The following is a 22,601-nucleotide window of genomic DNA, read 5'->3' on the forward strand; positions in this document are numbered from 1 at the left end:
AACTGTTTGAAAAAGGCTATTCTATATAGCCTTTTTCACGCATCCAATCATCATTGAACATTTTACCAATATAACGACTACCGTGGTCATGAAATAATACTACGACTACATCGTCTTTTGTAAAATGTTCTTTTAATTGCAGCACTCCTTTTATTGCAGATCCGGCAGAGTTGCCCAAAAACATGCCTTCTTCTTTAGCTAAACGTTGCGTGTATACTGCACCGTCCTTATCGGTTACTTTGGTGAAACCGTCAATAATGCTGAAGTCAACATTTTTCGGTAAAATATCTTCACCGATACCCTCAGTTACATACGGATAGATTTCCTTTTCATCAAAAATTCCTGTTTCATGGTACTTTTTAAAAACACTACCATAGGTATCAATTCCCCAAATTTTAATATCCGGATTTTGCTCTTTTAAGTACTTACCTACGCCAGAAATTGTTCCTCCGGTACCGACACCCACAACAAAATGGGTGATTTTACCATCGGTCTGTTTCCAGATTTCTGGTCCCGTACTTTCGTAATGTGCTTTTGCATTACTCGGGTTATCATACTGATTTACGTACCAGCTATTTGGAATTTCAGTAGCCAATCGTTTAGAAACGGAATAATAAGACCTAGGGTCTTCTGGTTCTACAGCAGTTGGGCAAACCACCACTTCTGCACCTACAGCTCTCAAAATATCGCACTTTTCTTTGGACTGCTTATCCGCCAGAACAAAAATACATTTGTACCCTTTTATAATTGCAGCTAATGCAAGTCCCATACCAGTATTACCCGAGGTTCCTTCAATAATGGTTCCGCCAGGTTGTAGTCTTCCATCAGCCTCTGCATCTTCGATCATCTTCAACGCCATACGATCTTTTACCGAGTTGCCAGGGTTAAAAGTCTCGTATTTAGCTAATACTAAACAAGGTAACTCCGCTGTAAGCTTATTCATTTTTACAAGAGGCGTGTTACCAATGGTACCTAGTATATTTTCTGCGTATTCCATAGCTGTTTTTAAAGTCTCTCAAAAGTATAAAACTAGATTGGTATTCGCAATATTGTTGCAGATGCATCAAAAATTATATATAGTATATCGTTTGGATGTTAATGAGACACTACCATAAGATTGAAGTTGGCGTATTTTAATTTATCATAATGTCAAAATTATCATTACCATTGATACATCGATAAATTATTCACAAGTATCGCTTGAGTCCTTTATTAGAATAACATTGTACATAGTCTCTAAGGCACAAACTTCTGCCGGTATAACCCTAAGATTTGCAGTATTACTTATAACCAGTCTGTTAAGATTAATCAAATTTCCTAATTCAGTTGGTAAAGAAGTTAAAATAGAATTTCTCCCAATATCTAAATTATACAAATTCTCAAGATTGCCTATTTGGCTAGGGATTCTCTCCAACGGAGTACCTTCAAGAAACAAATTCTCAAGATTAGTAAGATTATCGATTGTTTCAGGTATCATCGTTATTTCTGTATCTGACATACGTAGATAATTCAAATTCAACATATTAGTGATTGTAATAGGAAATATTGCAATTGGGTTATCAGCGAAATGTAACTGTTGTAAAAGAGGGAAATTAAGTTCTTCAGGAAAAACAGTTATTTGATTATTACTCATAACTAAGAGTTCCAATTGAGTAAGGCTACCTAGTTCAATAGGTAATAATTGTATGTTGTTCGTGTTTAAATATAATTGTATCAGTTGAGTAAGATTACCAATTTCTGTAGGTATACTATTAATATTATTATCACTTAGATTTAAAAATTGTAAATTAGTAAGGCTAAGTATTGTATTTGGAAATTCGGACAAGTTGTTACCACTAACATCCATTCTCCAAATTTTTGTCAATTGCGATACGCTTTCAGGTAAAGAGGTAAGTTGATTGTTTTGAACGAAAAAGTTACCCAAATTGATCAAATCACCAATATTAGCTGGTAATTGAGTAAGTAAATTATTATCTAAATGGAAATAATCTAAGGATGTTAATGTGGTAAATTCATCTGGTAAGGTTGAAATTTCATTTTGACCTAGATTAATATAGGTTAAACTTTCCAAATTTGCGATTTCAGGGTCAACTATAGTAATATTATTATTACTTAAATCCAAATAATCAAGGCTTGAGATTTCATATATTTCATTAGGTATAGCGTCCAATGAATTAGATGACAAATGTAAATTACTTAGTCTTGTAAAACCGCTCATACCTTCTGGAAAGTTGGTGATATTTCTACCTTGAAACTCTAATCTCCTAACTGATTGATTGTCGAAGGTTTCAACAAAAGGTAATTCATTTAAGCTCATAACACTAAAATCCCAACCTAATGTATTATCAGGATTAAGTGCATCAATTTCCATTAAAAGTTGACGATCAGGTTTTAAACCTGTTGTTAAAGAAACTTCATATGTTTTAATATTTCCAGCTTGTGAAGTAACTGTATAAGTAATAGGTTGACTAAAATTATGAGCAACTTTATTCTGGGGTGAAATGGTTGCAAATTCTGAAGTTGTTATAGTTGGTACTAGTTCGTCGATTTCTGTTCCGACCGGAATGGCAATTGTAATAGTATTATCTTCTTCATTGATTGTACCAACAATATCTTCATGAATTTGTCCAAAAATGGTACCGTCATTATTATCCATAGCCAACAAACTAAAATTCACAACATTGCCTTCTTCATTTTCATTTTCTGATATTGAAAGTCGATATTCTTGACTAGTACCATCTTCTGCAGTAACCGTAAATTCTACAGAAGATTCTAAGTCTATTGCTGCTTTACTAGCAGGAACTATAGTTGCGTTTGGAGAAATTTCAATTGTTGGAATTAGACCGTTTAATTCGGTGGCAAATGGAAAACCTCCACTTAGACTTAAAGTATTTTGATCGATTGAAATAGTTATATCTTCATTAAGATTTAAATTATCTTCTTTTAAAAATTTAAAACTTACAATTTCTTTATCTTGACTTTTAACTATAGGTGCTGGGGTATTATCCTCAGTTGGTGAGTCTTTGCTACAAGAGGTTATTAAAATGAATAATGCAGCTATTTTAAAAATTTTTGATTTCATGTAATTTTGGCTATTCAGTTATATAATAAACTGAATTTTAATTTATTTGTTGCTCCTTCCTATTAATTTTTGTGATATATAATGGTACTATAACTCACATGGGTCTTCGACTGCGCTCAGACTGACAGTAGTTACCTATCTAAAGAAGATAAAAAATACAATAAGTCATTCCTAAATTAAAAGCGGAGTGGCATAGTATTGCTCCTAAAATTGAGCCGGAACCTTCTCTGCAGATATAAAACATAATATTCACCAAAAACATACACAAAACCCATATTGCAGATGGTACTAGCAAAAACTCCCATTGCTGATTATGGAATACTAAACCAAAATGGGAAATATGTACAATAGCAAATGCTGAACTATCTATTATAGATGCCTTATTATTACCTAAGGAATTAGCAAAACTTGAATGAACTATACCTCTAAAAAATAGTTCTTCACCTATGGGACTAAATGTCATACCTATAAATGCCGAAATACCGAAGGTTATTAGTTTTGTTTGTTCGTTTATATCTGTAGATATATTATAAGATTTACTAATATATTGATACCAATTCTCATAGGATTTACCATAAAGTGATTCACCTAAGAAGTAAAGAAACATACTAAAAGTTAAACCAATACAAATTGCTATAATTAGCCAGCTATAGTTTGCAGGTTTTTTGATACCTATTTGATATCTACCATGCTGACTTAGAAATATAAATGGTGCAACGGCCATAAATAGCATCATTATACCAACAAATTGCATATTACCAATTTGATTGCCATGTAAAACCAAAACTATGCGTGGAATACAAAGCAGAAGAATTAAAAACAAACCGAATTTCCAATCGAAATTGAAATACTTATTCCAGAAGGGTTTTAATTCGTTCTTGATATTTTACTAAGAAATATAAATTAACAATAGGTAATATTATAAAAAAGAATAGATTGATTAAAGAAATAGATTAAGTTTCGTTATCGTGTTTGTGTATGGCTTTTGCGTGTTTGAACAACTCAAATTATTTAAATGAACGGTTTCTCAAATAAAATATTATTAGAATAAAATTCTGATAAATTTTCAGTCGCCTTTGCAATTTCTATTTCGCTAAAGTTTTCCTCCATTGTTGCAATTTTGTTACGAATATTACCTAGCGGAGTCAGTTTTCGTAGAAATTCAAAATCAAGTATTTTTTGCTTTACAAGCTCTTCTACGACCTGTTTTATGGTTTGATCCTCTTTAAATGTATAACCGCTATTATTGTATAGTGAAATTATTTCATCTTGGATCGAGTTCCACTTATTAAAGTAACTTTCTAGTAATTCGTTATTTACTTTTACAACGCTTTCTAATAATGCACTTTTTTCTTTTTGTGGAATAATAATTCCGTCTACAGAATCTATTGCTTCTTCAAACTTTTCTTGCAATTTTTTTACTATTTGGTTTAGTTCATCGTATTCATTCGATGAAATAAAATTATTATGAGCGATTAAACAACGCAATTCGTAAAGTCTAGTCCAGTTTTTCAAAAGAAAGCCATCTTCACAATTTACAAATTGACTAAAATAACGTTCCCAATTTGATTTTGGAATGAAGTCTTGAAAATAGTCTATATCTAAATTTTCTAAATCTTTTCTTTTCCGTAATTCTTTAAAAAGCAACTCAGAACTCTTCGTAGAATAGGGCTTAAAAAGATAATCAGCAAGCTGTATAAAATCTGTGTCGTGTAGATAATTATTTTTATCTATCTTACTTTTTATATTATTTTTAACTTCATTGGGAGTGCTTTCATCGCTCCATTCATTTCCGAATTTAGATATCATAAAATACGTAATCAATTTTCTAAAAAGATTCTCTATCCTATTGATTTCAGGATACCCTAAACGAGAAAAGTGATTTGAAATATCATCCCAAATAATGCTAAGCTTTCCATCTGTTTTATGGGTCAACTCTCTTACAATTTTTAATAAGTCAGAAAAAATATTGATAGAATCGACTTTATTAAATTTTATCTTAAGTTTAAACAACCGTTGATTTTTATCGGCTATTTCATGAACTATCAAATTATATTCAAACTCTTCTTTATCAAATAAAATTTTGTCATTATTAATTTGAATTTGAGAATTTGACATTAATAGGTTATTAAAACCTCTCACGTCTTGAAGAAATTTTCCTTTAATGTTATATGTTATTAAATACTCTATCGTCATATTATTTCTGGTAACTGCGAGCTAAGAGAAGTTCAATACTTCGGCAAGCTCAGCACAAGGTCCTTTTAGCGGATGATACCGAAGTTCGTTCTTTCAAAAATTATAAGCAACTACTTACAATATGACTTATAATCAAGTTATTAACGAAATAGTTAATTAACTATAGCCCAAAATGATTAATAGGTCCGTTGCCTTGACCTAAGGTTTTATGTTTGCCAGCCGCAATTGCCTTATTGACATAGTTGCAACCTTTTGTAATAGCACTAAGCATAGGTTCTCCTAAACTTAAATAAGCGGCAATGCTTGAAGAAAGGCTACAACCCGTACCGTGAGTATTGTCTGTATGTACTCTTGGGTTTGTTATAATGCTTACTTCTCCTGTGTTATCATCATAAAAAACATCGGTCATTATAATTGTATGGTCATTTATATGTCCGCCTTTTAACAATACAGAACTTTGAAACTGTTCTCCGATCTTCTTTACCATGACTTTCATGTTATCACTTGTAATTTTCTGACCAATTAACAATTCTGCTTCAGGAATATTAGGAGTGATCAAACTTACTTTTGGAAATAAATTCTTTAGACAAGCAATGGCATCATCGGTAATTAATTTATGTCCGGATGTAGTGACCATTACTGGGTCTAAAACAATGTTCTTTAGTTCATATTCCGCTAGTTTTTCTTGTACTAGTTTAATCACTTCGCACGAATGTAACATCCCAATTTTAATGGCTCCGAATTGAATATCACTAAGTACAGCATCTAACTGCTTTTCTATATGAGAAATGGGTATAGCATGTATATCTGTGACTCCTTTTGTATTCTGTGCCGTGGTTGCTGTAATTACCGTAGCAGCATATGCTCCGCAGGCACTAATACTTTTAATATCTGCTTGAATACCTGCACATCCACCAGAATCGCTTCCAGCTATGGACAATACACTATTGTATGGCGTCTTTATATCTTCCATGCTTCTTTATTATAGGCGCTGTCCCAAAACATCCATTCTAATTTCGATGCTTTTTCAAAAGCTGCTTCCATTTTATGTAAGACATCATCAGAAGCTTGTGCTGCGTATTTGTTTGTTATGGCTATGGCATTATTTACCGAGGTTGCAAATGCTTCGCCACCATAGGTATCTATCCAATCTTGATAGGGGTTATCGGCTTTATTCGTTTGGTTCGCTTGTATGTAATCTCCTATTTCTTTATAAATAGTAAAGCAGGGCAATACGGCAGCGAATGCTTCTTCTAGCGAATGATTTGAAACAATGCGAGATAAATAACTGGTATACAGTTCGCAAGTAGGTGAGGGCTCGTGTGCCAACTGATTATCCTTTAGAAATATTTGATGCAACGCATTTTCTACATTGATAATACCTGTGGCGGAATCTAGAAAAAATTGGGTATCATCGACATGCTCACATTTTACGCCAACAGTTGCTAATACCTTTTTATATTCCGCCAAATACATGGCATCTTGATTAATATAAAATTGAAAAATGTCTGATGGTAACGTGCCGTTCATCAGTTCTTTAATGAAGGGTTGCTCTTTTATAGCTTCCAGAATATAATCTGTCTGTGTTCTTGCTAGTTTGTACCAGTCTTGCATACTATTTCTTTAAGTTCTTTTGTTGCCGCTTCAGGATCTTCTGCATTAGAAATGGCAGAAACTACTGCTATTCCGTCCGCTCTATTTGCTATGATTTCTTTTGTATTGTCTTTGTGAATTCCTCCTATGCAAACAATAGTTTTTTTATAAATCTGTCGTATTTCTTTTAGACCCGAAATGCCTAAGGGTTGTGCTAAATCGGTTGTCTTTGTAATCGTTGAAAAAATAGGGGAGATGCCTATATAATCCGCTCCTTGAGCATTAGGCTGCTCCGCTTGTTCTTTATTACTGACCGATAGTCCAATAATCTTACTATTACCCAATAATCTACGTGCTACTTCATAAGGCATGTCGGTTTGACCAATATGTACACCGTCTGCATCTATGGCAAGTGCAATATCTAATCGGTCATTAATTATCAATGGAATATCATAGGTGCTACATATTTCTTTACACCGTAATGCACGTTTATAAAACGCCAAGGTATCTGAAGTTTTCTCTCGTAATTGAATGATGGTTGCTCCGCCTTTTAAAGCCCCTTCTAGAATAGCAAAAAAGTGGTTGTCATCTCTAATGCTATCATCAGTAACATACATTAAAGCGTAGTCTACTTTAGGCATTTGTTTTAACTTTTGATGCTAAGATATCGGGAGTAATATCATATAAACTATCATAAAAATTCATTTGAAAGCTCCCTGGTCCTGCACTTTTTTCATTCGCCATATCTCCCGCAACGCCCATAATCGCCATTGCCGCAGTTGCTGCCAAATGAGCATTTTCTTCCACACCTAAACATGCACCTACCATAGCAGTTGCCGTACAGCCCATACCGGTAATTTTAGCCATTAGCGGACTCCCGTTTTCTATTTTAGTAATGATGTCGCCAGTAATGATATAATCGGTTTCACCACTGATTACTACCGTGTTATTAAATTTCTTAGCTAATAGGGTAGCACCTTCAATAGCATCTTGCGTATCCATCGTACTATCGACCCCTTTGGTAGAATTGGTCAATTTTGCCAATGCCATAATTTCTGATGCATTACCACGAATTACATTGGGTGTGGCAGCATTAAGAATCATTTGGGCAACTTCGGTTCTGTATGCCGATGCACCAACGCCAACAGGATCAAATACAAACGGAGTTTTGGTTGCCTTTGCTTGCTCAGCAGCCATTAGCATACTTTCTACCCATTTCTCGCTCAATGTACCCATGTTTATTACCAAAGAAGAAGAAATCGAAACAATATCTTTTACTTCTTCTTTTGCATGTGCCATAACAGGCGATGCACCTACAGCTAACAACGCATTGGCTGTATTGTTCATTACCACATAATTGGTGATGTTATGTACTAGCGGACTCTTGGTTCTTATTTCTTGTAATACAGACGAAATACTGCTCATTATAATAGTTGATTATTGATGAATGATTCATTTTTAAACGGAATCAACTAAGATCGCTATAATCAAAAAAATAGCATACAAAATCATGTTACCATTGTGATAAGTTATTAACGGGAAGAATAATTCAGTGTAATAAAGCATATTTATATTCGTTATTTATTTCATACGTTTTAGCAATAGATAGATTACGTATAAGAAATTAATTTGTTATGAAAATTATAGTAAAAGGTATCTTATTGTTTTTGACATTTATCACATTATCGTGTTCTTCTGAAGTAGATAATGATTCATTGCCCATAATAGACAATACTCCAATTGAGAAAGAAGTTATTGAAGGTCTTGATTTCGTAGGCGCGACATTAGTTGAAGACACTCTTGACAAAAGTTTTAGCGCTTGTTTTGTAAATGAGGATAAGATGTATGCAACTGCAGAAGATGAAACTTATATGTTTGAGTTTGCTACAAATACCTGGAGTTTGCTTGCAACAGATGTAGATACTCCGGATTCTGATTTTGAATTAGGAATAAATTTTATTCGTAATAATAAATGGCATAGGCTTATCAGGAAAGGATTATTTGTATATGATTTTGAAACGGCAAACTGGGAAAGGGTAAAATTACTTACTAACACTTTAGGCATTTTTTCAAATGAAGGTTTTTATGTTGAAGAAGACGACGCAGTTTATTTTGTTGATCAAACTAATGGCAAAGAAAATATCTTTATCTATGATTTATTGTCCAATGAATTAAGTATACATAGTACATACGTAAATGATGGAGGTTGGTATCCAATTTCAACAAATGCCTTTACCAAAAATGATACTAATTATATAGTTAGTTTAAGCGGATGGGAAAGCATGAAAATATCTAAGTTCAATGATGATTTCACCACTTTTGAAACGATAAATAATTTTGGAACAGAAAATCATTTGGATGATAGTGTAGCTTGCCAATATGGCGATTATTTCATTTTTGGATTAGGTGGCGTACCTACTGGTGATGGTGAAGGTAATATAATCTCTGACCCGTCTACTTTAAATTTTTTCTATTATAACATACTTAACAATACTTTTGGCACTATGAGCACTCCATTCTATGAAAGTCGTAGAAGTGCCCAATTAGTTACCTATAACAATGAATTCTATCTAGTAGGTGGATATACCATTAAAAACGGTAAATCAGAAATCACTACTAAAGTTGAGAAACTTGAGTTTAAAATTGTGGAAAAATAATATGACGTTATATCTCTAGTATTTATTTTTTAAAATCAATCGTTCTTCGTAAAATACCCTTCGTTAGATACAGCTGCATCGCTAACGCTTATACTGGCTGTTTTAAACCACACTTCGGCATAATTACCATCTGCATATTGCTTTTGAATATCGCCGCCATGGGTTTCTGCACCTGAGCACCAATTCATATTAGTTTCTGGATATTTACCATTTGTTTGGTTGTAAGTACCCAATTTAAAAAATAGACCTTCACCAGAATATGCCTCTTTTCGCTCAACACCATCTTGACCAATTGGAAAGAATAATTTCTTCGTTTGCTCTGGAATATCAGCTTTTGTAGTGTATTCAGATTCTAAAAGATTCTTAGTAAATGTTTTAGTTTCATGTCCGTCACTCATAAATTTCAAGCTCATGATTCCGTCTTTTACAACAACTTCATAACTGAATTCTTCACCCAATGCTATACCATCTTCTGGCTCTGCAGGATAGGTGTCAGCTGTTTCACCAACTACAGAAAAGTCATTTCCCCAAACAGCATTAGAGTAGTCCCATCTGCCAGCATTATCATCACCAGCGGTATTAATTTCATAATGCCAAAAAACAGAACCTTTAGTATGTCCCGGGAATTTTTTGTAGAATATTTTTAATGGTTCATTTTCAAAGGCATCTGCACTATGAATTTGACCAACCACAACAGCATGTGTTGCTGCTACACGTGCATCACCAGTAGAAGAAACATTCATAACTTTTAATGTAGCGATTAATTTATCATCTGCCGTTTCTGGATAAAACTTTTTAATCTGCGCTAGTTCTGTTCTGGTATTATTAGAAGTACCATGAGTATCGCCACCATTGGGAGCTTTAAAAACTACCCAATCATCTTTGCCGTCATTTGTAGTATAGAAGAAATCTTTATTTTCGAAATTATTGGCAATTCCTGCATTCGATCCATCCCCCAAAATTAATTTCCAATCATCGAAAAAGGGAATTACTTCACTTGCGTATATAATTTCTTCTTCGTCTATTTCGCTAATTGCCTCTTCGTTTGCAGCATTAGAATTTTTAGAAGTATTCTTGCAACTAGTCAAAGAAAATCCAATTACTAGAAGTGCCGTCGCGAGGCTAATGGTTGTTTTTTTCATATCATTTTTAAATGGATGATTAAGATATGAATTGTTTAGCTGATTGATATAGAATTTTGAAGGAATACTATAACGGATTGCGAGAGATTTGTTTTTATTTATAAAGCATCATTCCCAAACCATAACTACTTTCCCTCTTGTTCTCAGCTTTTCAATATACTTTATCGCATCTGGTATTTGAGTATATTGATATGTCTTTTCAATATAAACCTTAATCTTATTTTCTTTCACCAATGAAGCTAAAATTTTTAAATCTTGGGTATTGGCTTCGGCAGTAAATTGAGTTAAAGGGAACTTACTGAACGCCTTTTTAAAAAGAACAGAAAACATATGACCCATAGTAGTGAAACCGACCATAACACCTCTTTTACCCATTCTCGTATAATCGTCATGTTTTAGGTTACCATGGGTATCGATGATTACATCATAGTTGTCTTTATATTCTTGAATGTTTACTTTATCATAAGCAATGACATTATCTGCACCAATAGATTGTACAAAATCAATATTTCTACTAGAACAAACTGCAGTTACTTTAGCGCCATGAGCTTTTGCTATTTGTACGGCAAAGTGGCCAACACCACCTGATGCTCCATTGATTAAAACCGATTCACCAGCTTTTATTTTTCCATGGGTGATCAAGGCTTGGTAAGCGGTTAAACCCGCAACAGGAATACTTGCCATTATAGGGAAATTTACATTCTCTGGCACTTTAGCACAAACATTAGTTGGTACACATGCATATTCTGCAAAAGCACCACCACCTAACATTTCACCAAATACATAATCACCAACCTCAAAATAATCTTCATTAGCACTAACTTCTTGTACGATGCCCGAAAAATCTATACCTAATATAGCATCTTTAGGTTTGAACAACCCGAAAGAGAATCTTGCTAAAAATGGTCTGCCGCGTAGAATATGCGAATCTGCAGGATTAGCAGAATTTGCCAATACCTTTACCAAAATATGATTATTCTTAAGTACTGGTTTATTAACTTCTTCTAATTGCAATACTTCTGATCCGCCATATTTATATTTAGTAAAAGCTTTCATTTTAATTAGTCATTAATTCAAGATGCTTTTTCAACCTTCATATCGGGCTGATAATGGGCTTTAAACTCAAAAATATCGTTACGAGAATAATGACCATTGACATCAAAATCTAACTTTGCATGTACTATTTCATCTAAATCTATTTCTGCTACCAATGCGCCGGCTTCATCAAATAATGGACCTGCAATAATTTTACCTAAAGGAGAAACGATAACACTGCCACCACGACAAAGATTTTCAGGTTCATTTTCTACCAAATGCCGATATTTATCAGGATACATTGACTTTGTATAATACTGATTGCAACCTAAAACAAAACACCTACCTTCTAAAGCAATATGTTTCATGGTAGATGTCCATTCATCTCTTGAGTCCGCTGTTGGTGCGATATATATTTCTAAACCTTTTTGGTACATTGCCATTCTAGCCAAAGGCATATAATTTTCCCAACAAATGAGTCCGCCCAGTTTACCAATTTTAGTGTCGAAACTCACCAAAGATTTCCCATCGTCTTCGCTCCAAATTATGCGTTCGCTACCTGTAGGTTTTATTTTTCGGTGAACACCCAAAAATCCGTCAGTAGGAGAGATGTAGAGCATAGAACAATATAGACTTCCATTGTTGGACTGTTTTTCAGTGATACCAATAACTAAATATACCTTCTCGGTATTGGCAAGTTTTACTAATCTTTGGAGTTCTTGACCATCTAAGTCTAGACTATTTTTATGATACTCGGTATAGATTTTTCTACCTTCTTCTGTTCTGCTGCCAACCACGGCGCCAAAAGAGAACCCTCTTGGGTATCCAGGAATAAAGGATTCTGGGAATACAATTAATTCACAACCTTGCTTGGCATGAGACTTTACGAGACGTTCAATTTTTTCTATGGTTTTCTCGATGTCAAAGAAAACGGGACTATCTTGAATAAGGCAGATTTTTACTTTCATATTTTACACTAAGTGTGATTATGTTTTTCTTTAATATTAAAATACATAATGTAATCTTAATAAAAATTTTGTCCGTTTTATAGTTTATTTAATATTAAGATAAAATAACATTTATGTATTAGTCTGAAAATTATTGATTTAAAATTCACAAAAAGCAAATACATCATTTATATTAGTACACTTAATCTTACAAAATGGAATCAACATCTGAAAAATCATGGTTACAAAGTTTATGGGACAAAAAAGTTCCTCAATATCTGGGTACTTATTTTGCAGTTGGTTTCGGACTTTTACAATTCGTAGAATTCCTAACAAAAAGATATGATTTAGGGGATAATTTAGTAGATCAATATCTATTGTTGTGGTTCACATTAGTACCCGCAATTATTACTATAATTTATTTCAGTGACCAATTAAACCCGAGAACTTCTAAAGGTATTGTTCGATGGCCTAAGTTTTTAATAATAGGAAATTTCATTCTTTCTTTCATTCTAGTTGGTTATTTTAATTTTAAGAGCCAAAAGGAAAATGTTGAAATAGTCAACCTTTTAAATGATGAAGGTGAAACTGTGCAAGCAGTAATACCAAATCTAAAAAAAATCAAAACCATAGCTAGTTTTCAATTTATAAATACTGGAAAAGATGAAGATTTAGATTGGTGGGGTTTAGCATTTTCCAATTTGTTGGAATACAATCTTGATCAGCGACCAGAATTCTATACTACTTCTCAATATGGGCTTCATTGGTATTATGATAAACTTAGTCTGCCACCGTTTAAAGTGCCTAATATTGGAATGCAAAGAGAAATTGCTAAACAGTCTAGACAAGATTATTTTACTCGTATTTCTTTTACGCTAGCAAAAGATGTTTACTCTTTTAAAGGAAGCCTATATAGTGTAAAAGATGGTAATATAGTTTTAGAAATTGATGCTTTTAATTCTGATCCGTTTTTAGCTATAGATGAAATAACGCAACAAATTTTTGATAAAATTCCAAATCGTTTTCATTTTAATGATCAAGTTCAACTACCTAGTTCAAGTTTAATTACCGACAACATTGAAGCTCTTAAGTACTTTACACTTTCGAGATTGTCTTTCTTTAATAACCCAACTGGATTAGATGAAGTTGTAAATCTTGTAACTAAATCTATTGAACTTGACCCTTCTTGTGCGATATGTTACATTTATTTAGGTGATCCTTTATATGGGCAAGGAAAAAGGGACGAATCCATACTTAACATTAAAAAAGCTATCAAGTTTGGCGCATCACTTCCTGAAAGAATGCAGTTTTATTCAAAAGAAATGCTTTATGGTATTACCAATGATATGGATGCCTATTATAAACTTCAAGAGCTCAGGAGAAAAATGTTTCCTTACGAATTTAGCCCGTATGAAAGATTGCTTCCTCTATATCAATCTACTTATGGAATAGATAGTGCAAAAGTATTGATCAACGAAGCAATTGATTATGGAAATATTGAAAAGGGACTACTGTCATTATATGATTTACAGCTTGATAACGAAGAATATATTGAAGCAAAAAACACCCTTGATAAATTAAGTGAAGAATTTCCAACACGAGATGAGGATAAAATGAAATATGCGGACATTTTTGAGAAGCAGGGGAACCTTGAAAAAGCGAAATTAATTTTAGAGGAAGAGGAAACCTTAGACCCATTAAATTCTACTATTCAAATGAGATTGGCATTTATAGATTTTAAAAATTCAGAAATTCAAAATGCAAACAATAGACTAGAAAGAAATATAGCCCAGTCTACAACATTGACTGATAGTTTAAGCTTTATATGGTTAAAAGCAAATTTTTTAAGACTTTCTGGTCAAATTAATAAATCATTGGAATTGTTAGGTTCATATGAGAAATTTGGTGTTAAAAAGATACCTTTAAATGTAATGATTAGAGAGACTTTCAATATAAAGTCTGACTTATACTATTCTATAAATCAGGTAAGTAAACCAGAAGAATTATTGTCTGATTTGATGAAATATTCTCCTGAAGCCGAGTCAATTTATAAATGTATATGCTTGATGAACGTTATTGAAAAAGCATATCAGAATAATTCTTACACCAGGGATTTTAAGGATTGTCGTGATGAATTTAAAGCCTATAGCGAAGGTTATGCTGAAATTTTTGATGTAATAAACTTTTATCAATTGGGAGATTTTGAAAAATCTATTGAAATTCTGGAGCGCGATAATGGCAGAATTAAAAAGTTTTTTTCTGAAAAGACATATTTTTTAAGTCAAATTTACAAAGATTCAGGTAATAGAGATGAAGCATTTAAAATCTTGGAAAAAAGTATTAATCAAAAATCTGAAAACCCTGTTCACTATTACTTAATGGCTTGTTTGCTCGAGAGTGAGAACAAACAAGAGGCAAGAAAATATTTGAATTTGGCAATGCATTTTTGGGAGAATGCAGATGAGAAATTTATACCGCTACAAAAGGCAAAAGCGCTTTCTGAAAGACTTTTGGTCATTAATGATGAGGAAGGCTAAAATAGTTTTTTGAAGATTATTAATATATTTCATAATTAGTTTTTATATTAATATTAGTAGTGGTGAGAAGTTGATAACAATTATTCCAATCCTTTTTTATCCGGATTCCAGAATGGTTTGGTTTTAATTTGTTTTGCACTCCAATTCAACTCTTTTCTGAAATAATTGGTCAACGCAATACAAACGCGACTATCACCAGCGATATACACCATGGTATCGCCTTTCATTTCAGGAATTATGCTATTCAATTTTTGGATAATTTCTGTAGATGAATTTTCACTCATCACATGAAAATCAAAAGGTTTTAAACCATCAACATCTGTAAAAAAATCGTTGCTGTCTTTACTGTAAATTAAACTCTTAACCTGCTTGTTATCCGGTAGATTTCGATTAATAATATATAGATGTGAAAGTGTTGATAAATCACCGATCATTAAATAACTATCTGCGGAGTCATCAACAAGAAATTTCCCTTTTTTCCACTTAAAATATACCGTGTCATTGGGTTTGCAAGTTTCTACCCATTTAGCGCCAATACCCTGGCTATGAGTTGCGATGGCAATATCTATTGTACTATTTTCTTTATTAATATCCCAAACGCTATAACTTCTTACTTTGTCTTTTAAAGAAATTTCATCTTGATCAATTCCTACGCCTAACCTTAAAAAATGCCCAGGCACAAAATCATAATCAGCAATGCCATCACTCTGAATGCGTATTTTATACACTGAACCTGATAGCTTTGTTTTTTCTATTATAATCCCTTTTTCAAGAACCTTTTTAATAATGGTTTCCATCAACCCCATATTGTTTCGTTTTTAATTAATAAACAAAGCACCTAGAAATTATATTCTCGGTGCTTCGTCTATAATTTTATCAATTGCTCTCAAAATTAAATGATCTAATTCTTAAAAATGGTTAAGCTTCACTGTTGTTCTTAAACTCAGAAATCATCTCGAAAAGAGATTTAGGAGCCCTGCCCGTAGCTTTTTCATAATCGGACGTTACATCGTTAGCTCCAGCTTTTATCCCTTCATAAATACCCGCAATAACGGTACCCATGAAATCTCCTAAAGCAGCTTTTCTATCTGCAGCATAATTGTCGACCGTTACCGAATTGTAGATAAGGTTAGTGCCATACACCTTATTGATATTTTCTGGCAATTCGGTTTGCGTTACTGGCTCACCAACCAAGTTGTATACTTGACCATTGTGTTTATCTTCAATTAATAATTTGGCGTAGGCGTAACCTAATTCTTCTCTGCTAGTGTAGGTACATTTTCCTTGTCCGGCACAGTTCTCTATTCTGCCTTCTTTAATATAAGTATCCAAATACTCCAAATCTGGCTCAATATAGATTCCGTTTCTACCAATTACCCATTGCAGTCCAGATGCTTGGACGTCTTTTTCTGTTTGTCTATTGCTTTGTACTATAGGGCTAAAAGCATTCTTATCTTCATCACCAACAATGCTAGTATATACTATTTTTTTAACGCCATTTTGTTTTGCAGCTTCTATGACATTTCTATGTTGTTGGATTCTTTTTTGAGGTTCGTCCATTCCGGAAACCAAAAGAACGGCGTCTACGCCTTGTAATGCTGAATTAAAATCTTCACGACTATTATAATCTCCTTTTCTAATTTCTACCCCTAAATAGGTTGCCTTTTCTACAGTTCTGGCAATACCTATTACATTCTCTTTTCCTATTAAGTTAATTAAGTGTTTTACAATAGATACACCTAATTTTCCACTGGCTGATGTTACTGCTATTTTCATTTGATTTTATATTTATCTTAAGCTACCGTAGCTTTGTTTTTTCTTCTATTAATAAATTTGTCTTTTATAACGGGTATTCTAATGATAAAACCTAATCCCACAATTACGGCATATATGATCCAGGTTTTTTCTAAAATGGCAACATGTAAAAGACTAAGTACAATGGCGGCATATGCCCAACTCTGAAGCTTTTTCCATGTAGCTTTTAGCTTTTTCATCCATTTTCTATTAGAAGTGAATAACAATGGAATTAGAATTAAAACAGCTATAAAACCTGCTACGTAATTTACTTGAGTAAACGTTTCTAAAAAGCCTTCTGCCCAAATAAATATTATAAAGTGTAATAAACTCCATACTGCAGTAGCAATACCCATTGCTTGCCTAACAAATAGATTTGTGACACCAATAAGTATGAAAAATGGAGTACAGGTTAGTACAGCAGTCATCCATCGAATAGCAAATTCACCTGTAATATGGTATAACATTTCTAGGGTAGACAAACCTTCTTTACCACCGTTATCTACCAATGATACATGGAAGCCATTAGATATATCAATTTTAAACACATTGCTTAAAATGAATAATGGAAGTGTTGCCAAAATAGCAACAATCATCCAACCATAATTTTTCTTTAAAAATGCCATATTATAATGAAGCTTTTAATTCATTCAATTCTTTTTCCAAAGCTTCAGATCTTGCTTTGAACTTTTCCATAGCTTTCTTTAATTGACCAATGTTTTAAAGGCTTCTTCATCTTGTACAGCTGAATAAACCGTTTGACCGTCAACCTCTTTTATTTTCGATTTGCTACCACAAGTTGGGCAATTTGCTATTTGGCTCATAAGCTTATTACTTAATTCTAATTAATACAACTTTACCTTCAAATATACTTTCTAGGGTGTACTTATCATTTTGACCTACAGCTGTTAAAAATGCACGAGATTCGGTCATATTGGCATTATCAACATAAATTATGGTATTGGTATGAAAGTTCGATTCTAACATATTAAATAGGGGTTGATATAAATTCTTCCAACCATCTAAAAACAATAAATCTATAGGCTTCTTATGATTTTGTAAAGTTTGCATGGCATCACCAATTCTTACATCGATGATATTGGATACTTCCGCTTTCTTAAAATTCTCCATAGCCTTTTCAGCCTTTGAAGCAATTAACTCGGTGGTAATAATTCTGCCTTTCGTCTCTAAAACACCTTGTGCTAAAAATAGGGTAGAGATACCAAATGACGTTCCGAATTCCACCACATTCTTAAGGTTATTTTTCTGTATTAATTCTACTAAATACAGCCCTTGTTCTTCGGAGATTGCGAGATAGGCATCTTTAAAATCTTCAGGTTGAATTGGTCTAAGTATACTCTTGACCAAACCTTTTATAATTCTAGTTTTATCGTATTTAGCATCATTAAATAAATCTAACAAAGTAGCAGTAATAGAATTATGCGTTGCTGTTATCATATTATATTTTTTTAAAAAATTAGAAGGAATACCAGTGAATACAGATATTCCTTCTTGATTCAGTTTTACAATTTAGAATTTACCATTGGTATTCTTCCAATCAGATTTTGCAGGAATAGTAGCTATCACATCCCAATGCTCAACTATTAATCCATTTTCTAGTCTGAACAAATCATAATATGCCGTATGGTCTCCTTTTCCAAATTTTCCTTCACTAACACTTAATACAAAGTTCCCTTGACCTAAGACCATATGAAGATTATCATACTCCATTACTAATCCGTTTTCTGCGAAGTACTTCATTGCAGCTCCAAAACCTTCTAAACCGTCTGCAACTGCAGGGTTGTGTTGTACATATTCTTTAGGATTGATGTAGCTAGCCACTTTATCCATTTGATGATTTAACAATACATCTTCAATAAATCCTCTAACTACTGCTTTATTAGCTTCAGTCTTGTCTAAATCTGTAAGCGCAGTTGCACCATCAAACTGAGTATGACCACTTGGGTTTGGTTTTTGAACCTCTAATAGATTATCCCAATGCTCAACAATTAATCCGTCCTCAAAACGAAATATATCAAATGCAGCTTTAGGTCCGAAGAAATCATATTCTGTTTGTGCAAAAACATAATCGCCATCTTGAAACGCACGAACAACGTTTGCTTTAAATCCGCCTTCTGGAGCATGTTGCATTAATTCTCCAAAACCTTGTAAACCATCTGCAACACCTAAGTTGTGTTGAATGTATTTGTTCGGATTTATGTAAGAAATTGGAGTTTGATCACCTGTATTAAAGCTTTTTAACAAAGCAACCACTTTATCCTTATTTGATAATGTTACGTTTTTCAAAGAAGCTAAAGATTGGAATCTCATCATATCTATAGTAGACTGATCCATCATTCCCATAAACTCTTTGGCTACAGGAGCATTCATGAAATCATTGATTACAGCATCTGAATTTGCTTTTGTATCCCAATAAACGACTGCTACTTGTTCACCAGAATCATTGGATCCCGTAATGCGTTGTAAAAAGCCTTTTTGTTTTTCGGTAAACTTTGGACCAACACTTTTATTTACTTTATTGAAAGCTTTTAAATCAGTACCCTCTTTTGTGTTGAAAGTCATTACCTCTGTAAACGTGCTATTAGTTGCCTTAAATTTATCTGTGATGTTGAAACCAGACATTTTCATGGTAGACCCTTCAATCATAATAGCATAACCAGCCACAGATTGGTCATTCATAAACTTATCCATAGATGCTTTGGCATCTGTAAGTGATTTCCAATATACCAGTACAACGTACTTACCTTGTTCGTCCACACCACTTTGACGTCTAATATAACCAGGTTGTTTACTTGTAAAAGTCTTTTCTATTTCAGCATCAAGGGTATTGAATTCTAGTTCACTTGCCGTGGTTTTTAGATTATAACTTGTTACTTCTAAAACTGTTTCTATTTTTTTATCTTCTGTGTTACAACTAGCTATTGCCATTGTAAAAAGACTTAATGCTATTAATTTAGATTTCATAATGTTCATTTGTTCTTAATTAGTGTTATTTAACACTACAAAACTAATGGTACATTAATATGTATTGATTATCAATATGATGCTAAGAATGGTAAATGTGAGATTTCTAGAGTTGCTTGTTTCTGAACTCTTTAGGAGATAAATTCATGTTTTTTTTAAAGAACTTGGTAAAATTGGTGAGTTCGTCAAAACCTGTATCAAAAGCAATTTCCTTAAAGCTTTTATTCGTACTTACAATAGCACGCTTAGCCTCTAAAATAACATAACTATCAATGAAAGTTTTAGCAGTATTCAACGTGAATTCTTTAACAATTTCATTAAGATGTTTTGTGGTAATAGATAGCATTTCTGCGTAATCTTTTACATTTCTAGTTTTTATATAACACTCTTCTACTAAATTTTTAAATGTAATAAAGACCGGGTAGTGCTTTGAGTTGTTCTGCTCTATATTATTCTGCGAATTACGCTCTAATCGTAATAAATACAAATCTATTAAAGCTGCAACAATATTAATTTGAGCAAAGGTATTGGTGTTTCTAAGCTCTAAACTTAGCTCCTTTAAAAAGTCTTCGTTAAGAGATTCATTATTAGAAATGGGAGAGGTAATGTGGTAATTATACAGATGTGAAATAATAGCAATGGAAGATTTTGAAAAATGATTTAAGACGAAATCTTCTGTAAAAATTAATAAGCAACCTTCATAATCTGCATTTTTCTGAAACGCGTGTATTTGTCCTTTTGCAATTTTAAGAACTGAACCTTTCTTTAAGGTATATTCCTTTAAATCTATGCTATGTTTTCCAGTTCCTTTTGTAACGATTAATAAGGCGAAAAAATGAATTCTATGAGATAGGGTAGGGTCATGGTCTGCCATCTCAGGTATTCTTGCGAATAATTCCGTTAGTACCAAACACTCAAAATCTTTTGTGTTATCAGGACCTTGAAACGATATGTTGGGAATTTCTTTCAAATTAAAATGTAGACCTTTAATAACTAATAGGCAATTCTACTCTATCCATATCCCAAGCTATATACATAACACCAACTCCTTCTTCTACATCTTCAAATTGTATAGAGAATTCTTCAACTGACTTCTGGTTATGTAATACATGCGCATTTATTCTGAGAACATCATTATTTTCATCGTAACTGTAATGACCCCAGTGATTTAGAGCAGTATTGAAAATGATTGTCCATTGTTCTTCAGTGGGTATTGCATACATAGTATAAGTACCCTTTTTGAGAAGTTTACCATCTATTTTTACATCTTTATAAACTTTAATCTCTGTAGCTTCATTAGCACCAAGACGCCATATTTCATTGTATTTGACCATACCGCCAAAAACTTGTCGTCCATTTTTCTGTGGTCTACTATAATCAATTCTTAAAACTGGAGCATCAGGAAGGTTTCTTTCTGGGGCAAATTTTATGTCGTGCGCAAAATGATCTGGCAAATACACTCTATCTAACGGACTCTTATCTAGCCCTCTAAATTCTTGGGCGAAGCCAATTGTGGTAAATAAACCTAAAATGGCGACGACGGCGATAATTTTTTTCATACTACTTTAGGTTAAATCAATTAGTACGGGAATTTAAGAATTATCAGCCAATTTTGAGATTATGACTAATAAATCTATTTACCTCACCTCATTGATTAACTCCGTATTATTCTTAAAAGCTTTTATATTCTCTAAGGTTGTTATCGTAATTTGATCCATTGCCTCTTTAGTGAAATAGGCTTGATGTGAAGTAATCAATACATTCGGGAAACTCAACAACCTCAATATTTGCTCATCCTGTATAATGTGTTCAGATAAATCTTCAAAAAATAGATTCTCTTCTTGCTCATATACATCAATACCTAAGTAGCCAATTTTCTTCGTTATTAATCCTTCAATGGTATCTGCAGTATTAATTAAAGCGCCACGGCTTGTATTAATAATCATAGCGCCTTCTTTCATAGTAGCTATAGAAGTATTGTTGACTATATGTTTGGTGTGTTTGTTTAGCGGACAATGAAGAGATAAGATGTCTGACTGTTTAAACACATCTTCTAATGAAACATATTTAACCCCCAATTCTAACAACTCTTGATTCTCGGCGATATCATATGCAATAATATTACAGCCAAACCCTTTAATTATTTTGCAGAAAGTAACTCCGATTTGTCCGGTTCCTATGACACCTACCGTTTTTTTATGCAGATTAAATCCGATTAGATTCTTTAGAGAAAAATTACCCTCTCTAACTCGGTTGTAAGCTTTATGTGTTTTTCTATTTAAGGTCAGTATCAGTGCTAATGCATGTTCTGCGACTGCCTCAGGTGAATATGCTGGTACTCTGACCACTTTTATGTTATGAATTTTTGCCGCTTCTAAATCTACATTATTATAGCCTGCACAGCGTAATGCTATTAATTTTACTCCGTTAGCTGTTAATACCTCAATTGTAGCTTTGTCGACAACATCATTTACAAAAACACAAACTACATCGCTACATGTGGTGAGTTTAGCCGTGTCTGAATTTAATGCAGTTTCATAGAATGAGAACGTATATTGGTGCGTATCGTTGTACTTTTCGAAGTATTCTTGGTCATAAGATTTTGTACTAAAAACAGCTATTTTCATAAATAT

General features: G+C 33.1%; 21 protein-coding genes. 2 read left to right on the plus strand and 19 right to left on the minus strand.

Going from position 1 to position 22,601, the window contains the following annotated elements; translation table 11 throughout:
* Positions 1–16 precede the first annotated feature (16 nt).
* The 8 genes from ACPF9A_RS20055 to thiM form a co-directional block, all read right to left on the minus strand.
* The gene (locus ACPF9A_RS20055; protein WP_423999824.1) at positions 17–997 is read right to left on the minus strand and encodes a PLP-dependent cysteine synthase family protein; all 981 of its coding nucleotides are present in this window, start codon (positions 995–997) and stop codon (positions 17–19) included.
* A gap of 186 nt (positions 998–1,183) precedes the next feature.
* Complete coding sequence (locus ACPF9A_RS20060) at positions 1,184–3,082, minus strand: leucine-rich repeat domain-containing protein (RefSeq protein WP_423999826.1); 1,899 nt, start codon at positions 3,080–3,082, stop codon at positions 1,184–1,186.
* A gap of 139 nt (positions 3,083–3,221) precedes the next feature.
* The gene (locus tag ACPF9A_RS20065) at positions 3,222–3,836 is read right to left on the minus strand and encodes a lysostaphin resistance A-like protein (protein WP_423999828.1); all 615 of its coding nucleotides are present in this window, start codon (positions 3,834–3,836) and stop codon (positions 3,222–3,224) included.
* Positions 3,837–4,093: 257 nt separating this feature from the next.
* Entirely contained in the window at positions 4,094–5,200 is a 1,107-nt protein-coding gene (locus ACPF9A_RS20070; protein WP_423999830.1) for a hypothetical protein, read from the minus strand.
* Positions 5,201–5,438: 238 nt separating this feature from the next.
* Positions 5,439–6,251: a bifunctional hydroxymethylpyrimidine kinase/phosphomethylpyrimidine kinase gene (gene thiD / locus ACPF9A_RS20075; RefSeq protein ID WP_423999832.1), complete on the minus strand. Its 813-nt coding sequence runs from the start codon at positions 6,249–6,251 to the stop codon at positions 5,439–5,441.
* A complete protein-coding gene (gene tenA, locus ACPF9A_RS20080; RefSeq protein ID WP_423999834.1) occupies positions 6,239–6,892 on the minus strand; it encodes a thiaminase II in 654 nt (217 codons plus the stop codon). Before tenA ends, thiD begins: the two co-directional genes overlap by 13 nt.
* The gene (gene thiE, locus ACPF9A_RS20085) at positions 6,871–7,512 is read right to left on the minus strand and encodes a thiamine phosphate synthase (protein ID WP_423999836.1); all 642 of its coding nucleotides are present in this window, start codon (positions 7,510–7,512) and stop codon (positions 6,871–6,873) included. Before thiE ends, tenA begins: the two co-directional genes overlap by 22 nt.
* On the minus strand, positions 7,505–8,296 hold the full coding sequence (thiM, locus tag ACPF9A_RS20090) for a hydroxyethylthiazole kinase (RefSeq protein ID WP_423999838.1): 792 nt from the start codon (positions 8,294–8,296) through the stop codon (positions 7,505–7,507). The genes thiE and thiM overlap by 8 nt, the downstream gene beginning before the upstream one ends.
* Positions 8,297–8,505: 209 nt before the next feature.
* Here thiM and ACPF9A_RS20095 point away from each other — a divergent pair, with 209 nt between their 5' ends.
* Positions 8,506–9,528 (plus strand): hypothetical protein, encoded by a 1,023-nt coding sequence (locus tag ACPF9A_RS20095; RefSeq protein WP_423999840.1) that lies wholly within the window; start codon positions 8,506–8,508, stop codon positions 9,526–9,528.
* 35 nt (positions 9,529–9,563) lie between these two features.
* Here ACPF9A_RS20095 and ACPF9A_RS20100 read toward each other — a convergent pair whose 3' ends face one another.
* From ACPF9A_RS20100 to ACPF9A_RS20110, 3 genes are all read right to left on the minus strand, one after another.
* Entirely contained in the window at positions 9,564–10,670 is a 1,107-nt protein-coding gene (locus tag ACPF9A_RS20100) for a polysaccharide lyase family 7 protein (protein ID WP_423999842.1), read from the minus strand.
* A gap of 108 nt (positions 10,671–10,778) precedes the next feature.
* Positions 10,779–11,726 carry an NAD(P)-dependent alcohol dehydrogenase gene (locus ACPF9A_RS20105; RefSeq protein ID WP_423999844.1) on the minus strand — a complete coding sequence of 316 codons (948 nt, stop codon included), beginning with the start codon at positions 11,724–11,726 and terminating at the stop codon, positions 10,779–10,781.
* Between the two features lie 17 nt (positions 11,727–11,743).
* Positions 11,744–12,673, minus strand: coding sequence for a carbon-nitrogen hydrolase family protein (locus tag ACPF9A_RS20110; RefSeq protein ID WP_423999846.1), 930 nt, complete (start codon positions 12,671–12,673; stop codon positions 11,744–11,746).
* A gap of 194 nt (positions 12,674–12,867) precedes the next feature.
* Here ACPF9A_RS20110 and ACPF9A_RS20115 point away from each other — a divergent pair, with 194 nt between their 5' ends.
* A complete protein-coding gene (locus ACPF9A_RS20115; protein ID WP_423999848.1) occupies positions 12,868–15,189 on the plus strand; it encodes a tetratricopeptide repeat protein in 2,322 nt (773 codons plus the stop codon).
* A gap of 80 nt (positions 15,190–15,269) precedes the next feature.
* Here ACPF9A_RS20115 and ACPF9A_RS20120 read toward each other — a convergent pair whose 3' ends face one another.
* From ACPF9A_RS20120 to ACPF9A_RS20155, 8 genes are all read right to left on the minus strand, one after another.
* Positions 15,270–15,986: a siderophore-interacting protein gene (locus tag ACPF9A_RS20120; protein ID WP_423999850.1), complete on the minus strand. Its 717-nt coding sequence runs from the start codon at positions 15,984–15,986 to the stop codon at positions 15,270–15,272.
* A 121-nt stretch (positions 15,987–16,107) separates the two neighbouring features.
* Positions 16,108–16,965 (minus strand): SDR family oxidoreductase, encoded by an 858-nt coding sequence (locus ACPF9A_RS20125; protein WP_423999852.1) that lies wholly within the window; start codon positions 16,963–16,965, stop codon positions 16,108–16,110.
* A gap of 17 nt (positions 16,966–16,982) precedes the next feature.
* Complete coding sequence (locus ACPF9A_RS20130) at positions 16,983–17,609, minus strand: ferric reductase-like transmembrane domain-containing protein (RefSeq protein WP_423999854.1); 627 nt, start codon at positions 17,607–17,609, stop codon at positions 16,983–16,985.
* A 205-nt stretch (positions 17,610–17,814) separates the two neighbouring features.
* A complete protein-coding gene (locus tag ACPF9A_RS20135; protein WP_423999856.1) occupies positions 17,815–18,441 on the minus strand; it encodes an O-methyltransferase in 627 nt (208 codons plus the stop codon).
* A 72-nt stretch (positions 18,442–18,513) separates the two neighbouring features.
* Positions 18,514–19,968, minus strand: a complete 1,455-nt coding sequence (locus ACPF9A_RS20140; protein WP_423999858.1) for a nuclear transport factor 2 family protein — start codon at positions 19,966–19,968, stop codon at positions 18,514–18,516.
* A gap of 106 nt (positions 19,969–20,074) precedes the next feature.
* A complete protein-coding gene (locus ACPF9A_RS20145) occupies positions 20,075–20,938 on the minus strand; it encodes a helix-turn-helix domain-containing protein (protein ID WP_423999860.1) in 864 nt (287 codons plus the stop codon).
* 16 nt (positions 20,939–20,954) lie between these two features.
* Positions 20,955–21,527: a DUF2911 domain-containing protein gene (locus ACPF9A_RS20150; RefSeq protein WP_423999862.1), complete on the minus strand. Its 573-nt coding sequence runs from the start codon at positions 21,525–21,527 to the stop codon at positions 20,955–20,957.
* Between the two features lie 78 nt (positions 21,528–21,605).
* Entirely contained in the window at positions 21,606–22,595 is a 990-nt protein-coding gene (locus ACPF9A_RS20155) for a 2-hydroxyacid dehydrogenase (protein ID WP_423999864.1), read from the minus strand.
* Positions 22,596–22,601 lie beyond the last annotated feature (6 nt).

Origin of the sequence: Maribacter sp. IgM3_T14_3 (assembly GCF_049603095.1) — a bacterium.
Lineage (GTDB): Bacteria > Bacteroidota > Bacteroidia > Flavobacteriales > Flavobacteriaceae > Maribacter.

Coding starts and splice junctions, on each gene's coding strand:
- thiE (WP_423999836.1), bottom strand. CDS start 7,512: ATGCCTAAAGTAGACTACGCTTTAATGTATGTTACTGATGATAGCATT.
- ACPF9A_RS20100 (WP_423999842.1), bottom strand. CDS start 10,670: ATGAAAAAAACAACCATTAGCCTCGCGACGGCACTTCTAGTAATTGGA.
- ACPF9A_RS20135 (WP_423999856.1), bottom strand. CDS start 18,441: ATGATAACAGCAACGCATAATTCTATTACTGCTACTTTGTTAGATTTA.
- ACPF9A_RS20110 (WP_423999846.1), bottom strand. CDS start 12,673: ATGAAAGTAAAAATCTGCCTTATTCAAGATAGTCCCGTTTTCTTTGAC.
- tenA (WP_423999834.1), bottom strand. CDS start 6,892: ATGCAAGACTGGTACAAACTAGCAAGAACACAGACAGATTATATTCTG.
- ACPF9A_RS20120 (WP_423999850.1), bottom strand. CDS start 15,986: ATGGAAACCATTATTAAAAAGGTTCTTGAAAAAGGGATTATAATAGAA.
- ACPF9A_RS20065 (WP_423999828.1), bottom strand. CDS start 3,836: ATGCAATTTGTTGGTATAATGATGCTATTTATGGCCGTTGCACCATTT.
- ACPF9A_RS20155 (WP_423999864.1), bottom strand. CDS start 22,595: ATGAAAATAGCTGTTTTTAGTACAAAATCTTATGACCAAGAATACTTC.
- ACPF9A_RS20125 (WP_423999852.1), bottom strand. CDS start 16,965: ATGAAAATAGCAGTAACATCAGCCAGTGGAAAATTAGGTGTATCTATT.
- thiM (WP_423999838.1), bottom strand. CDS start 8,296: ATGAGCAGTATTTCGTCTGTATTACAAGAAATAAGAACCAAGAGTCCG.
- ACPF9A_RS20130 (WP_423999854.1), bottom strand. CDS start 17,609: ATGGCATTTTTAAAGAAAAATTATGGTTGGATGATTGTTGCTATTTTG.
- ACPF9A_RS20055 (WP_423999824.1), bottom strand. CDS start 997: ATGGAATACGCAGAAAATATACTAGGTACCATTGGTAACACGCCTCTT.
- ACPF9A_RS20060 (WP_423999826.1), bottom strand. CDS start 3,082: ATGAAATCAAAAATTTTTAAAATAGCTGCATTATTCATTTTAATAACC.
- ACPF9A_RS20140 (WP_423999858.1), bottom strand. CDS start 19,968: ATGAAATCTAAATTAATAGCATTAAGTCTTTTTACAATGGCAATAGCT.
- ACPF9A_RS20150 (WP_423999862.1), bottom strand. CDS start 21,527: ATGAAAAAAATTATCGCCGTCGTCGCCATTTTAGGTTTATTTACCACA.
- thiD (WP_423999832.1), bottom strand. CDS start 6,251: ATGGAAGATATAAAGACGCCATACAATAGTGTATTGTCCATAGCTGGA.
- ACPF9A_RS20070 (WP_423999830.1), bottom strand. CDS start 5,200: ATGTCAAATTCTCAAATTCAAATTAATAATGACAAAATTTTATTTGAT.
- ACPF9A_RS20115 (WP_423999848.1), top strand. CDS start 12,868: ATGGAATCAACATCTGAAAAATCATGGTTACAAAGTTTATGGGACAAA.
- ACPF9A_RS20105 (WP_423999844.1), bottom strand. CDS start 11,726: ATGAAAGCTTTTACTAAATATAAATATGGCGGATCAGAAGTATTGCAA.
- ACPF9A_RS20095 (WP_423999840.1), top strand. CDS start 8,506: ATGAAAATTATAGTAAAAGGTATCTTATTGTTTTTGACATTTATCACA.